Source organism: Thiomonas delicata (genome assembly GCF_900088825.1).
GTDB lineage: Bacteria > Pseudomonadota > Gammaproteobacteria > Burkholderiales > Burkholderiaceae_C > Thiomonas_A > Thiomonas_A delicata.
Genome location: NZ_LT592171.1, coordinates 1,179,676 through 1,193,467, shown reverse-complemented (window position 1 = coordinate 1,193,467; position 13,792 = coordinate 1,179,676). Strand labels below are relative to the sequence as shown.

At 64.2% G+C, this 13,792-nt stretch carries 11 protein-coding genes and 1 tRNA gene; 2 read left to right on the top strand and 10 right to left on the bottom strand.

Going from position 1 to position 13,792, the window contains the following annotated elements; translation table 11 throughout:
* Positions 1-75 precede the first annotated feature (75 nt).
* The 5 genes from THIARS_RS15125 to THIARS_RS15105 all read right to left on the bottom strand — a co-directional run bounded on the left by THIARS_RS15125 (position 76) and on the right by THIARS_RS15105 (position 4,763).
* Entirely contained in the window at positions 76-846 is a 771-nt protein-coding gene (locus THIARS_RS15125) for an ABC transporter ATP-binding protein (protein ID WP_245845943.1), read from the bottom strand.
* Positions 843-1,676, bottom strand: coding sequence for an ABC transporter ATP-binding protein (locus THIARS_RS15120; protein ID WP_094161615.1), 834 nt, complete (start codon positions 1,674-1,676; stop codon positions 843-845). Before THIARS_RS15120 ends, THIARS_RS15125 begins: the two co-directional genes overlap by 4 nt.
* Entirely contained in the window at positions 1,673-2,620 is a 948-nt protein-coding gene (locus THIARS_RS15115; protein WP_094161614.1) for a branched-chain amino acid ABC transporter permease, read from the bottom strand. The genes THIARS_RS15120 and THIARS_RS15115 overlap by 4 nt, the downstream gene beginning before the upstream one ends.
* Positions 2,617-3,522, bottom strand: coding sequence for a branched-chain amino acid ABC transporter permease (locus THIARS_RS15110; protein WP_094161613.1), 906 nt, complete (start codon positions 3,520-3,522; stop codon positions 2,617-2,619). Before THIARS_RS15110 ends, THIARS_RS15115 begins: the two co-directional genes overlap by 4 nt.
* A 92-nt stretch (positions 3,523-3,614) precedes the next feature.
* Positions 3,615-4,763, bottom strand: a complete 1,149-nt coding sequence (locus tag THIARS_RS15105; RefSeq protein ID WP_094161612.1) for a branched-chain amino acid ABC transporter substrate-binding protein — start codon at positions 4,761-4,763, stop codon at positions 3,615-3,617.
* 179 nt (positions 4,764-4,942) lie between these two features.
* Here THIARS_RS15105 and THIARS_RS18405 point away from each other — a divergent pair, with 179 nt between their 5' ends.
* Both THIARS_RS18405 and putA read left to right on the top strand, forming a co-directional pair.
* The gene (locus tag THIARS_RS18405) at positions 4,943-5,167 is read left to right on the top strand and encodes a hypothetical protein (RefSeq protein ID WP_141202438.1); all 225 of its coding nucleotides are present in this window, start codon (positions 4,943-4,945) and stop codon (positions 5,165-5,167) included.
* Positions 5,158-9,006 carry a trifunctional transcriptional regulator/proline dehydrogenase/L-glutamate gamma-semialdehyde dehydrogenase gene (putA, locus tag THIARS_RS15100; protein ID WP_094161611.1) on the top strand — a complete coding sequence of 1,283 codons (3,849 nt, stop codon included), beginning with the start codon at positions 5,158-5,160 and terminating at the stop codon, positions 9,004-9,006. Before THIARS_RS18405 ends, putA begins: the two co-directional genes overlap by 10 nt.
* A 109-nt stretch (positions 9,007-9,115) precedes the next feature.
* Here putA and THIARS_RS15095 read toward each other — a convergent pair.
* From THIARS_RS15095 to pheS, 5 genes are all read right to left on the bottom strand, one after another.
* Positions 9,116-9,192, bottom strand: a tRNA-Pro gene (locus tag THIARS_RS15095).
* A gap of 26 nt (positions 9,193-9,218) precedes the next feature.
* On the bottom strand, positions 9,219-9,677 hold the full coding sequence (locus tag THIARS_RS15090) for a MerR family transcriptional regulator (protein ID WP_094161610.1): 459 nt from the start codon (positions 9,675-9,677) through the stop codon (positions 9,219-9,221).
* Between the two features lie 121 nt (positions 9,678-9,798).
* Positions 9,799-10,131: an integration host factor subunit alpha gene (locus THIARS_RS15085; protein ID WP_094161609.1), complete on the bottom strand. Its 333-nt coding sequence runs from the start codon at positions 10,129-10,131 to the stop codon at positions 9,799-9,801.
* A gap of 35 nt (positions 10,132-10,166) precedes the next feature.
* The gene (pheT, locus tag THIARS_RS15080) at positions 10,167-12,599 is read right to left on the bottom strand and encodes a phenylalanine--tRNA ligase subunit beta (protein WP_094161608.1); all 2,433 of its coding nucleotides are present in this window, start codon (positions 12,597-12,599) and stop codon (positions 10,167-10,169) included.
* Between the two features lie 54 nt (positions 12,600-12,653).
* A complete protein-coding gene (gene pheS / locus THIARS_RS15075; protein ID WP_094161607.1) occupies positions 12,654-13,703 on the bottom strand; it encodes a phenylalanine--tRNA ligase subunit alpha in 1,050 nt (349 codons plus the stop codon).
* Positions 13,704-13,792: the final 89 nt, after the last annotated feature.

The following is a 13,792-nucleotide window of genomic DNA, read 5'->3' as shown; positions in this document are numbered from 1 at the left end:
CCTCGCTGCTGTCCATGCAGATGCAGATCCGAACCACACCTTAAAGTTCAGCCGCGAACCAGACCGGGGCGCAGCTCAGGGTTGCTGGCGTGCGCCGTCAGCGGAGCTTGTTTCCCGGCCCAGATACGTGGCCTGCACTTCGGGCGACTCGAGCAGTTCGCGCGCGCTGGCTTGCAGGGCGATGTGCCCGGTTTCGAGCACATAGCCGCGATCCGCCAGCTTCAGCGCCATGCGTGCGTTCTGCTCGACCAGCAGCAAGGTCATGCCCTGCTGCCGGATCTGGCGCAGCGCGCGAAAAATATCGCGCACGATGATCGGCGCCAACCCCAGGCTGGGCTCGTCGAGCAGCAACAACCGGGGCTTGGCCATCAGCGCGCGACCGATGGCCAGCATCTGCTGCTCGCCGCCCGACAAGGTGCCAGCCAATTGCCGGCTGCGCTCCTCCAGCCGCGGAAACATGAGCAAGACCTGCTTCAGGCTTTGCGCCGCCTCGGCCGGCGCCCGGGTGTAGCCGCCGAGCATCAGGTTTTCCGCCACGGTCAGCGTGGGAAAAACGCGGCGTCCTTCTGGTGCGTGGGAAATGCCCAGGCGCACGATGCGGTCGGCGCCCACGCGTGTGATGTCCTCGCCGCGAAAGCGCACATGGCCGGCTCGCGGTCGCAGCAAGCCACTGATGGTGCGCATCAAGGTGGTCTTGCCCGCGCCATTGGCGCCGAGCAGGGTGACGATCTCGCCTTCTTCCACCCGCAGGCTCACGCCTTTGAGCGCCTGAATCTGGCCGTAGCGCACGTCCAGGTTCTCAACTTCCAGCAGACGCATGGAATGGCCCACCGATCCGTCGCTCATGCCCCGCCCCCGCCCGCGGCCAGATGGGCAGGCCGTGAAACCGGCGCCTGGACGTCGTCTTCATCGTCGTCCTTGCCGAGATACGCCTCGATGACTTGCGGATGGTTGCGAATGTGCTCGGGTGTGCCTTCGGCGATCTTGCGCCCGAAGTTGATGCAGACGATGTTGTCGGTCACGTTCATCACCACGTTCATGTCGTGCTCCACCAGCAAGACGCTGATACCCTGATCCCGCACCGCCAGAATGGTGCGGTTCAGCGCGGCGGATTCCTGGTCGTTCAGGCCCGCCGCCGGCTCATCGAGAATCAACAGCCTGGGCTTGGCGATCAAGGCGCGCGCCAGTTCCACCCGGCGTTGCAGGCCATAGGGCAAGGACGCCACGTCCTCGTCGGCCACCGTGTCGAGTTCGAGCCGCGCCAGCAGCTCGCGCACCTTGGCGCGCAGCTCCACCTCTTCGCGGCGCTGAAACGGCGTGCCCAGCAAGCCCTGCCACCAATGCTGGCGCGTCTGCAAGTGCAGCCCCGCCAACACATTCACCAGCACCGTCTGGCCGTAGAACAGCCGGATGGTCTGGAAGGTGCGGAAAATGCCGGCGCGGGCAATGCGGTGGGGCGCCCAGCCGGTGATGTCCCGTCCGTCCAGTTCGATGCGCCCTTCGGAAGGTCTGTAGACCCCGGTGATGAGGTTGAACGCGGTGGTCTTGCCCGCCCCGTTCGGCCCGATCAGGCCGACCACCTGCCCTTGCCTGACCGAGAAACTCAGATCGCCGACCGCCTGCAAACCGCCGAAGCGGATGCCCACGCCGTCCAGGCGCAACAGCGCGTCGCTCATTCTTTCGCCTCCTGCCGCTGGGCGCGCGGCCAGATGCCCTGCGGACGCAGCACCATCACCACCACCATGGCGATGCCGAACACGAAGTAGCGGTACTGCGCGAAACTGCGGAAGGCCTGGGGCACGACGAACATCAGCACCGTGCCGAGCAGGACGCCGGGGATCGACCCCTGCCCGCCCACGAGCACGATGGCGAACAACGTCACCGATTCGGTGAACACAAAGGCCCCTGGGCTGACCGCCGCCATCAGCGTGGCGAACAGCGTGCCGCCGAACCCGGCCAGCCCGGCGCCCAGCGCGTAAGCCAGCACGCGGTAGGCACGCGCATCGACGCCCATGGTCGTGGCGGCGAGTTGGTCGTGCTTGATATAGAACAGCGTGCGGCCGAGGTGGGAACGATCGAGATTGCGGACCAGCAGCAGCACCGCCGCAAACGCCAGCCAGTCGAGCCAGAACTGCGCGTTCTGGCTGGCGAGCTGCCAGCCGAACAGACTGGGCACGCCAATGCCAAAAATACCGTCGGCTCCACCCGTCAGATGCGCGACGTTGTTGTCCAGCGCCAGAATGAAAATGGCGTTGAAGCCGATGGTCGCCACCAGCAGATAGTCGCCGCGCAGCTTCACGATGGGCGCCGCGAGCAACGCACCGACGAAGGCTGCCAACAGCACCGCCAGCGGCCAGGTGGCAAGGATGGGCCAGTTGAACTGCGTGTTGAGCACGGCCGTGACATACGCCCCCACGCCGAAGTACACCGCATGCCCCATGTCGAACATGCCCGCCCGTCCCAGCACGATGTCCTGGCTCAGGGCGACGATGGCATACACCGCGAACAGCGAGGCGATGAACACCCAGGTCTGGTCGAGGCCGAACGGCACCGCCAGCCCCAGCACCCAGATCGCCGCGCCGACCCAAGGATTGCGCAACAGCGCGAGGATTCGTTTCATACCTTCTCCGCCACGCGTTCGCCGAGCAGTCCGGACGGCCGCACCAGCAGGATGCCGATCAGCAGGGCGAATGTGATGGCCTCCTGCCACGAACTCGACAGGAAGCCCGCGGCGAAAGCATTGAACAGCCCCAGTAGCACACCGCCGAGCATGGCTCCCGGAATGTTGCCGATGCCGCCGATGATGGCGGCGATGAAGGCGTTGAGCCCGTAGGTCCAGCCCATCGTGAAGTACACCTGCCGGTAGTACAGGCCGATGAACAGCCCACCCACCGCGCCGATGGCCGGACCGATGATGAACACGCTGGAGATCACCCGATTGACGTTGATGCCCATCAGCCGGGCCGCGTCTTGGTCGCTCGCGGCAGCGCGCATCGCCGTGCCGTAACGTGTATGGTGCACGAACCAGTACAGCACGGCCATGAGCACCGCCGAGCCCAGCATGATCAGCACCTGCACCAGGTCGATGCGGGCACCGCCGAAGGTCCAATGCATGGCCGGGAGCAAATTGCTGGGGAACACCTTCAACTGCGGCCCCCAGAGGAGCATGATGCCGTTCTCGATGAACAGCGAGGCGCCCAGCGCCGACACCACGGCCGAGAGCCGGTCGGCCTTGCGCAGCGGCCTGTAGGCGGTGAACTCCAGCGCCAGCCCAGCAGCGGCAACGACCACCGCGGCCAGGATGAACGCCGCCCCCACAAGCAGCAAATGACTCTGCCCGCTGCCGGCCCCCGAGCCCAGGGCGACGAGGCCGATGTAGGCGCCGAAAATGCACAGATCGCCATGGGCGAAATTGATCAGCCTGAGCACACCGTAGACCATCGTGTAGCCCAGTGCGATCAGGGCATAGATCCCACCGACCGTCAGACCGTTGACCAACTGCTGCAGCACAATGCCGAGCATGAGCGTCTCCTCTTCTTCATCGCAGGCGGTCGTGGCGTGGAAGCGTACGCGCCATGACCGCCCTGCCCCTGTGCCGGGGCTCGGGTGGATGTTTACTTGGTCACCGCTTCGGGCGGATAGGTGATCTTGTAGCCACCGTTGGACATCACTTCAAATGCCACGTACGGGCTGCCGGTGCGCTCGCCCACGGCGTTCCAGGAGAACGTCCCGGTCAATCCCTCGAAATTCTTCAACGCGTGCAGGGCCGGAATCAACTTGGCGGGCTCCACGCTCTTGATCTTCTCGGCGGTGTCGAGAATGGCTCGGAAACCATCGGCATTGGTCAGCGTGAATATGCTGGGCGGCTCATGGCCGTAGGCGGCCTTGAACTGGGTGAGGAATTCCTTGGCCGCCGGATACGGCAAGTCCTGCGGCGCCGGCACGTTGATGATCACCGCTCCGGCCGCGGCGTTGCCGGCAATCTTGGCGAAGGCCACATTCTGGTTTGCATCGCCGCCAACGAACTTGGCTTTCATGCCCAGCTGCGCCATTTGCGCCTTGATCAAGCCGCCGTCGGTGTAATAGCCCGAAAAGTACACCACCTGCGGGTGCAGGGCATTGAGCTTAGTCAGCACCGGCGTGTAGTTCTGCGATCCGGCATTGATGTAGGCCTTGTCGAGCACATCGATGCCGTCCTTCTTCGCATCGGCCACCACCGCATCGGCCAGGCCCGTGGCGAAGCTGGAGTGGTCGGTCACCACGGCGATGCGCTTGTCGCCCATGGCCTTGAAATAACCGGCGGTGAACAAGGCTTCGGCGCTGTTGGGCGGCGCGTTGCGGAAAAAGGTCTTGTAGTTGCGCTGCGTCAGTTCGTCGCTGGTGCCGTCGGAGGTCTGAATGACGTTGGCGCGCGCATAGATCGGTTCGGCGGCCAGGGCGGCGCCACTGGTGTAACTGCCGATCACGGCAAGCACGCCGTCGTTCACCAGTTGCCGCGCGCAAATCGCTGCCGCGGCGGCCTCTCCCTGGTCGTCGCAGACTTTCACTTCCAGCGGGTGGCCGAGCAGGCCGCCCTTGGCGTTGGTCTGCTTGACCAGTAGTTTCACGGCATCGGCAATACCTTGGCCTTCATTCGCGTACTGACCGGTGATCGGGGCCTGCACGCCGATCTTGATGGGCGAAGCGGCGAAGGCCTGCGGCGCCGCAAGGCAAGGGCCGACTGCGGCCAGGGTGAAAAGAAGGGTTTTGGACAGTTGTCGCATGTTGCTTGTCTCCTCGTTTGGCGATGTGAAGATGAATGTGAATGGCCACAGTCGGGCCCTTGTTCGCAGCGGCAAAAGCCGATGCCCAGCACCAGTCCGACAGCCCCCAGACCAAATGACGACAGCGGACGGCAAAGATCCAGCGCGCATCGATCCCGGCCCGGCGTGAAGCGCGCCCCATGGGTCACGTCGGTCAAGCACATTGGTTCAAGCCCCCCAACCATCGACAGGAAGGTCGTGCGCCGCAAATCTGCGGAAGGTCGCTGCACGTCGCCATGGTGCTAGAAGGTTTCACCCATCAGGAAGAAAAGGTAACACCGAATACACGAGAAAGCTTTACTTCTCAGGATAAAGGTGTAACTATTCTCGACTTCATGGCGCAAGAGGTACAACCATGCCAGTGACAACCATAGGCGTGAAAATTGATGAGCATGTTCGTCTTCGTATCAAATCTGCCGCCGAGGCGCATGGACGCACGCCGCATTTCGTCGTGAAGCAGATGATCCTGCAAGGCCTGGAGCGCCTCGAGCGTGGAGACGCGCTGGAGGTTGCCCCGAATGACGGCGAACTCCAGCCCGACCCGCTCCAAGACCATCCCTCCACCCCGGTCGTGCCCTTTCTCGATCTGGCACAGGACGTTCAGCCGCAAACCGTGCTGCGCGCGGCCATCACGGCGGCCTATCGCAGGCCCGAACCTGAATGCGTCCCCGCCCTGCTTGCCCAAGCCACGCTGCCGCCGAAGCTTGCGGCCGCAGCGCAAGACACCGCGCGCCGCCTTGCCACCCGATTGCGCGCCAAACGCACGCGCGGAGGCGTCGAAGCACTGCTGCAGGAGTACGCACTGTCGAGCCAGGAAGGCATTGCCCTGATGTGCCTGGCCGAAGCGCTGCTGCGCATCCCCGACACCGCCACGCGCGACGCATTGATCCGCGACAAGATCTGTTCGGGCGACTGGCAAAGCCATCTGCGCGGCGGGCGCTCGCTGTTCGTCAACGCGGCGACCTGGGGGCTTTTGCTGACCGGAAAACTCGTGGCCACCAGCAGCGAGGCCAATCTGTCCTCGGTCCTGACCCGTCTCGTTGCACGCAGCGGCGAACCCGTGGTGCGCGGAGGCGTGAACATCGCCATGCGGCTCATGGGCGAGCAGTTCGTCCTGGGCCAGAACATCGCCGACGCCCTGGCCAACGCCCGCAAGTGGGAAGACAAGGGTTTCCGTCATTCCTACGACATGCTGGGCGAGGCGGCGCTCACGGCGCAGGATGCCGAGCGCTATCTGCGCGACTACGAGCAGGCGATCCATGCGATAGGCAAGGCCGCGCAGCGTCGGGGCATCTACGAAGGACCAGGCATTTCGATCAAGCTCTCCGCCTTGCATCCCCGCTATGTACGCGCGCAACGCCAGCGCGTCGTGGACGAATTGCTGCCGCGTCTGCTGCGGCTTGCGCGCCTGGCGCGCGACTATGACATCGGGCTGAACATCGACGCCGAGGAAGCCGACCGACTCGAAATGTCGCTGGATTTGCTGGAAAGCCTGTGCTTCGATCCGGCGCTTCAGGGGTGGAATGGCATCGGTTTTGTGGTCCAGGCCTACCAGAAGCGTGCGCCCTTCGTGCTGGACTTTCTCATCGACCTTGCACACCGCTCGCAGCGACGTTTGATGGTGCGGCTGGTCAAGGGCGCGTACTGGGATTCCGAGATCAAGCGCGCACAGATCGACGGCCTCGAAGGCTTTCCCGTCTTCACACGCAAGGTGCACACCGACATCTCGTACCTGGCCTGCGCGCGCAAGCTGCTGGCTGCGCCAAGCGCCGTCTTCCCGCAATTCGCCACGCACAATGCGCACACCGTTGCCGCCATTCATGCGATGGCGGGAGAAAATTTCTACATCGGCCAGTACGAGTTCCAGTGCCTGCACGGCATGGGCGAGCCGCTGTACGAGGAAGTCGTCGGACCCGAGGCCCTGAACCGCCCCTGTCGCATCTATGCGCCCGTGGGTACGCACGAAACCCTGCTCGCCTATCTTGTGCGCAGGCTGCTCGAGAACGGAGCCAACACCTCGTTCGTCCACCAGATCAACGACCCGAAACTGAGTCTAGACGACATCGTCGCCGACCCCGTCGAACTGGCCAGCAGCGTGGTGCCGCTGGGGGCTGGGCATGAAAAGATCGTGCTGCCGCGCGCGCTGTTCGGTTTTGCCCGCGAAAATTCCGCCGGGCTCGATCTCAGCAACGAGCAGCGCTTGGGCTCGCTGGCCTCGGCTGGGCTTGCAGGGTTAGAGATGACGTGGCTGGCACGTCCCATTCTGGGCGGCGGCGAAGTGCAAGGCCAGGCGCGTCCGGTCCTCAACCCGGCCGATCTGCGCGATACGGTGGGCCAGGTCATCGAAACCGATCCTGCCTTGATCGATACGGCCTTCACCTTCGCGCTGCAGGCGGCGCCCGTCTGGCAGGCCACGCCGGCGCAGGATCGCGCGGCGATTCTGCGCCGTGCGGCCGATCTTCTCGAAGAGCGGCTTCCCAAGCTGGTGGGATTGATCGTGCGCGAAGCCGGCAAAACCCTGCCTGCGGCCATTGGTGAAGTGCGCGAAGCGGCCGACTTCCTGCGCTATTACGCGGCCCAGGTGTCGTCGCAGTTTCACAATGCCGTACAGCGCCCGCTCGGTCCGGTCGTGGCCATCAGCCCGTGGAATTTCCCCTTGGCAATTTTCACCGGACAAATCGCCGCCGCCTTGGCCGCGGGCAACGTCGTCCTGGCGAAACCGGCCGAGGAAACCCCGCTCATTGCCAGCTGTGCCGCGCATGTGCTTCTGGAAGCCGGGGTTCCGGCAGGCGCGCTGCAATTGCTTCCGGGCGATGGTCGCGTTGGCGCGGCGCTGGTTGCCGATGCGCGTGTCCGTGGCGTGATGTTCACCGGCTCCACCGAGGTGGCGCGCCTGATTCAGTCACAACTTGCCAGCCATCTCGACGCCCAGGGCCTGCCCATTCCCCTGATCGCCGAAACGGGCGGACAAAACGCCATGGTGATCGACTCGTCCGCCTTGCCCGAGCAGGCCGTGACCGATATCGTCGCTTCGGCCTTCGACTCCGCCGGGCAGCGCTGTTCGGCGTTGCGCATCGTGCTGGTGCAGAACGACATCGCCCCCCGTCTGCTGGAGATGCTGCTTGGCGCAACCGCCGAACTCGCCATCGGCCGACCCGATCGGCTCAGCACCGACGTGGGTCCGGTCATCAGTGCCGAAGCGCGAGACACCATCACCGCGCATATCGAGGCGATGCGCGGCCGCGGCTTCAAGGTCAGCGCTTCCGAACTGCCGCAAGATGCGCGCCACGGCTATTTCGTCCCCCCCACGATCATCGAGATTCCGTCGATCGACGTCCTCGGGCGCGAGGTCTTCGGGCCGGTGCTGCACGTCCTGCGCTATCAGCGCGGCGAGCTCGATGCCGCCATCGACGCCGTCAACGCGCTGGGCTATGGTTTGACGTTCGGCATTCATAGCCGCATCGACGAAACCATCGCGCACGTGACCTCACGCATCAGCGCCGGCAATATTTACGTCAATCGCAACATCATCGGCGCGGTGGTCGGCGTGCAGCCCTTTGGCGGGCATTCCCGCTCGGGCACCGGGCCAAAGGCAGGGGGCCCGCTTTATCTGCGCCGATTGATCGCGCCCGGTTCCGGGCCATGCTTGCCGACGGCTCAACCACCGCAGCCTCTGCTGGATCTCATCAAAGCCCTCGAAGACCAGGGAGTCGAGACCGCGGCGCTGCACACCTACGCAGCCCAGGCCCCGGCGCGCCAGATGACCGTGCTGCCAGGACCGGTTGGCGAGCAGAACCAGTACGGGCTCGAGGCACGGGGTGCGATTTTGTGCCGCGCCGACACGCAAGACGCTTTGCTGCGGCAGATCGGTGCCGCGCTGGCCACGGCCAACGTCGCGCTGATTTCAGGCAAGGCCGTCGACGCCGTCTCCGCGCTACTGCCCTCCACGCTGCGCGACCATATCCACCTCGCATCGCAAGACGCGACGCCCGACGCTGCGCTCTACCACGGCGATCCCGCCGGGCTTCTTGCTTTTCAAAGCGAATTGGCGCACTACACCCATGCGGTGGTGCCGGTTTACGCACTGCCACGTGACGGTCTCACGCAGATGGACTACCCGCTTGAAATGCTGCTCCGCGAGCGGGTCATCAGCGTCAACACGGCGGCCGCCGGCGGCAACGCCAGTCTGATGACGATCGGGTGATGCCGAACAGAGCCGGCGCATCGGCTCGGCCCGCGTCCGTGTGCACGAACGGGTGTGGAATGCCTCGGTTGCCGGCGCCTGGTATTCGCCACGAAGACACCACTCTTATTGGTCGGGGCGAGAGGATTCGAACCTCCGACCCCCTGCACCCCATGCAGGTGCGCTACCAGGCTGCGCTACGCCCCGTCGACCAAGCCAATAAATATAGCAGATTATTCGAGGCTCAGGAGAGATCTGAGCGCAAGCAATTGACTGCGTAGATCGTCCCGCATCGCCACCGGCCAAATTTCGGGCTCGCCGCACGGCAAGCGGGGCGCGGGGTGCGCGTCTGAAGCCACGCCATTGGCCTGCACGGCGGCGGGCTGCGACTGCGGTTCGGTCGCCGCGAGTGCGGGTTCGTGCGTCTGGGCCTCCCCCTGCGACAGTTTGGCGCGTGCGCCGTGGATGGTGAAGCCCTGCTCATACAGAAGTTCGCGGATACGGCGGATCAGCAGCACTTCATGGTGCTGGTAATAACGTCGGTTTCCGCGGCGCTTCATGGGCCGCAACTGGCTGAATTCCTGCTCCCAGTAGCGCAACACGTGCGACTTGACGCCGCACAACTCGCTGACCTCACCGATGGTGAAGTAGCGCTTGGACGGAATCGGAGGCAATGCCGTGGACGCGTTCATGGCTGCGAGTCAAGCCGGGCAGGTTGTTGCGGAAGTTGTACGTCAACTATACGGGGCGGGCCATGGCCGGGACAAACCGGCCGCTGATTGCCGCCGAGATCGCCCGCCGATCCATGGGCATTCAATGCTCCTCGATTTCCAGTTGGTTTTGCAGCTGTTCCTTGAATTTTTGGCTGGGATGAAAGGTCACCACGCGTCTGGCCTGAATGGGAATGATCTCTCCGGTACGCGGATTGCGTCCCGGACGCTGCGCTTTGTCACGCAACTGGAAATTGCCGAAATTCGACAGCTTCACGTCATGCCCGGAGGCCAAGGTTTCGCGGATGAGGTCGAAGAAGGCATCCACCATGTCCTTGGATTCCCGTTTATTCAAACCGATGCGCTCGTAAAGCAATTCGGACAGCTCGGCCTTGGTCAGGCTGGGGGTCAGCAGATTGGTGACTAGTTTTTCCATGATCGCAATTTCCCGAAATGAGCTTTGAGCCTTGCTCAGGCGCGAAGCCGTGCGCCCAGTTCCCGTTGCATGGCTTCGACGATGCCGGCGCACGCGGCGTCAGCCTGCGCGTCGGTCAGTGTTTCATCCGCTTGCAGCGTCAGGCGCAGCGCAACGCTCTTGCCTGGCATGCTTTCTTGTTCCCGCGGCTGGAAGACATCGAAGATGACGCTCTTGGCGATGATGCCGCAGCGTGCATCCGTCGCACGGGCCGTATCGACCACGCGCAAGAAGCGGGCCGCGGAAATCGCGGGGTCGAGCACGAAGGCCAGATCGCGCTGCGCCGCGGGCGTGCGGGCAACGGGCTGCAATGACGGCATGGCTTGGTGCTGCAGTATCGCGGCATCGAGCTCAAACACGATGGGCGCATGGTGCAGGCCATATTTGAGCACCAGCCGTGGATGCAGTTCGCCGAGCGTGCCGACGACCTGTTCGTCCAGCAGGACTGCCGCACAGCGTCCCGGGTGCAACGCGGGATGGCGGTTGGGTTCGAAGCGCAACCGGCCAGAACCTGCGCAGAGCTGCTCGACGTCGCCCTTGACATCGAAGAAATCGACCAGACGCTCGGGCTGCGCCCATCCTGTGGGCCAGATGGGGCCGTAGGCTAGCCCGCCGATGCGCGTGGGTTGATCCAGGCCGCCAGGCTGGGTTGGGTCCGCCAGTCGCTGACTACGCAGAAAAACGCGGCCCAATTCAAAGATGCGCACGCGGCGCGCCTTGTGATTGAGATTCAGGCGCAGGGTTTGAAGCAGGCTGCCGAGCAGCGTGCTCCGCATGACGCTGGCCTGTGCGGCAATGGGATTGAGCAACCGGATCGGATCCGCATTGCCCGCCAGATCTGCCTCCCACTCGGGTTCGGCAAAGCTGAACGAGATGGTTTCCTGGTAGGCGAGATTCGCCAGCTTCAGCCGCAACTGATGCATGCTGCGCCGGCCCTCGGTCGCCGGCAGCATGCGCGCCGAGGCGAGCGGCGGGGCCGCCGGGATGCGGGCATAGCCGTGGATGCGTGCCACTTCCTCGATCAAATCCTCCTCGATCTCCAGATCGAAGCGATAGCTGGGCGGCTCGACGATGAACGTGGCGTCGTGCGCCTGGCCTTCTTGCCGGAACGGGAGCCCCAAACGCGTAAAGATCTTGGCGGCATCGTCGGCGCCAATGGCCATGCCGATGACCTTTGCGCAACGGGCCATGCGCATGCGCACCGGCTTGCGCTCGGGAAGCGCGATCTGCTGGTCGCTCATCGGGCCGGCCTGACCGCCGCAGATCTCCAGAATGAGCTGGGTGATGCGTTCGGCGTGCTGCACCGTCGTCGCGTAGTCCACCCCGCGCTCAAAACGTGCTGCGGCGTCGGTGGAAAAGTTATAGCGGCGGACACGGCCACGAATGGCGTCGGGCCACCAGAAAGCGGCTTCGACGTACACATTGCGCGTGTCGAGCGTAACTGCGGTGGCCTCGCCCCCCATGATGCCCGCCAGCGACTCGATGCCGCGCCCGGCGGCAATGACGCCAACCCGTTCATCCACCTCCACGGTCTGGCCGTTGAGCAGTTCGAGCGATTCCCCCGCCCGGCCCCAGCGGACCTCGAGGCCGCCCTCGATCTTGTCGAGATCGAACACATGCGAAGGCCGCCCGAGCTCGAGCATGATGTAGTTGGAAATGTCCACCAGGGCCGAGATGCTGCGTTGTCCAGCCCGCTCCAGGCGCTGACGCATCCAGGCCGGTGTCGTGGCGTGAGCATTGACGCCGCGGATCACGCGTCCGGAAAAGCGTCCGCACAAATCAGCCGCCGCGATGTGTACCGGCAGCGTGTCGGCAATGGCGGGAGGGATCGCGGGAAATTGCGGCTGTACGAGAGGGGCTCCGGTCACGGCCGCGAGTTCGCGCGCCACGCCGAACACGCTCAGGCAATGGCCAAGGTTCGGCGTGAGCTTGATGGTGAAAATGCAATCGTCCAGATCGAGCGCCTGACGCAGATCCAAACCCGGCTTCAGATCCGGCTGGAGGCCGAGCAGTCCGGCGTGATCCGAGGACAGGCCAAGTTCCTTTGCCGAACACAACATGCCCTGAGAGGACACGCCGCGCATGGTGGCCGGACCGATGTGCAGCGGCCGGCCACCGTCCGCAGCGGGCGGGAGGATGGCGCCGATGCGTGCGCATGGCGCCTTCATGCCGACTGCGACGTTCGGCGCTCCGCAGACGATTTGCAAAGGCGCATCGCCGCCCACGCCGACCAGGCACACGCGCAGCCGATCCGCATCCGGATGCGGATCGATCTTCAGGACTTCGCCGACCACCACGCCGCTGAATGGAGGTGCGGCACTGCGCATGTCTTCGACCTCCAGGCCAGCCATGGTCAGGCTGTCGGCGATTTGTTCACTGCTCAAGTCTGGACTGCAAAATTGGCGCAGCCAGGATTCAGGCACTTGCATGGGCGGGAAATCGGTAGGAGATTGAGAAAAGGCCCTTGTACGGAAACTGCAGCGTCAAGCCGGATTGAACTGCTCGAGAAAGCGCAGATCGCCGGCATAGAACAAGCGCAGGTCGGCGATGCCGTAGCGCAGCATGGTCAGGCGCTCGATGCCTGAGCCGAAGGCAAAGCCGATGTATTGCTCGGGGTCGAGTCCGAAATTGCGCACGACGTGGGGATGAACCTGTCCGGCGCCCGAGATTTCGAGCCAACGCCCCTTGAGCGGACCGCTGTCGAACATCATGTCGATTTCCGCCGAGGGCTCGGTGAAGGGGAAATAGGACGGGCGAAAACGCAGGGTCATGTCATCCCGCTCGAAGAAGGTCTGCAGAAAACCCGTGTAGACGCCCTTGAGGTCGGCCAGAGACACGTTCTTGCCGATCCACAGCCCTTCGAACTGATGAAACATCGGCGAATGGGTCGCATCGCTGTCGACCCTGTAGGTGCGGCCCGGGGCGATGACCTTGATGTCGGGCATCTCCGTCATGCCGGCATGCCGCTGCACATGCGCCCTCGCATAGCGCACCTGCATCGGGGAAGTATGGGTGCGCAGCAGCAGCGGCTGGCCGCGCCCGTCCTGCACATCCACGTAGAAGGTGTCCTGCATCGAGCGAGCCGGATGGTTCTGCGGCGAATTCAGCGCCGTGAAATTCGACCAATCGTCCTCGATTTCCGGGCCATCGGCCACGTCGAAGCCGATGGAATTGAAGATGGACTCGATGCGCATCCATGACCGCGTCACCGGATGCAGGCCTGCGCCCCGCTGACCTCTTCCCGGCAGCGTGACATCGATGGCCTGGGCCGCCAGCCTGGCTTGAAGCTCTGCCTCGTCCAAGGCATCGCGTCGCTGCTGCAGCGCCAGCTCGATACCCTGCTTGGCTTGGTTGATGATGGCGCCGCGTTCGCGCCTGATCTCGGGCGGCAGTTGAGCCAGTTCCTTCATCAGTGCCGTGATCGCGCCGGTCTTGCCGAGATAGCGGGCCTTCGCGTTTTCAAGCTCGGCCGAATTCGAGATGGCCGCGAACTCCGATTGGGCCCGATGCACCAGATCCTGCAGTTCCGTCATGGTGTGGAGACTCGAGAAGATGCTGAAGCGACAGCGAGAAAAAAGGCCCGGATCGACCAGGCCTCGAAAACAACGAGCCGGATGGGCCC

What these genes read in the sequence shown, in the direction of transcription:
- THIARS_RS15125 (WP_245845943.1), bottom strand. Translation starts at nt 846, where the DNA reads ATGAGCGACGGATCGGTGGGCCATTCCATGCGTCTGCTGGAAGTTGAG.
- THIARS_RS15120 (WP_094161615.1), bottom strand. Translation starts at nt 1,676, where the DNA reads ATGAGCGACGCGCTGTTGCGCCTGGACGGCGTGGGCATCCGCTTCGGC.
- THIARS_RS15115 (WP_094161614.1), bottom strand. Translation starts at nt 2,620, where the DNA reads ATGAAACGAATCCTCGCGCTGTTGCGCAATCCTTGGGTCGGCGCGGCG.
- THIARS_RS15110 (WP_094161613.1), bottom strand. Translation starts at nt 3,522, where the DNA reads ATGCTCGGCATTGTGCTGCAGCAGTTGGTCAACGGTCTGACGGTCGGT.
- THIARS_RS15105 (WP_094161612.1), bottom strand. Translation starts at nt 4,763, where the DNA reads ATGCGACAACTGTCCAAAACCCTTCTTTTCACCCTGGCCGCAGTCGGC.
- THIARS_RS18405 (WP_141202438.1), top strand. Translation starts at nt 4,943, where the DNA reads ATGGGTCACGTCGGTCAAGCACATTGGTTCAAGCCCCCCAACCATCGA.
- putA (WP_094161611.1), top strand. Translation starts at nt 5,158, where the DNA reads ATGCCAGTGACAACCATAGGCGTGAAAATTGATGAGCATGTTCGTCTT.
- THIARS_RS15090 (WP_094161610.1), bottom strand. Translation starts at nt 9,677, where the DNA reads ATGAACGCGTCCACGGCATTGCCTCCGATTCCGTCCAAGCGCTACTTC.
- THIARS_RS15085 (WP_094161609.1), bottom strand. Translation starts at nt 10,131, where the DNA reads ATGGAAAAACTAGTCACCAATCTGCTGACCCCCAGCCTGACCAAGGCC.
- pheT (WP_094161608.1), bottom strand. Translation starts at nt 12,599, where the DNA reads ATGCAAGTGCCTGAATCCTGGCTGCGCCAATTTTGCAGTCCAGACTTG.
- pheS (WP_094161607.1), bottom strand. Translation starts at nt 13,703, where the DNA reads ATGACGGAACTGCAGGATCTGGTGCATCGGGCCCAATCGGAGTTCGCG.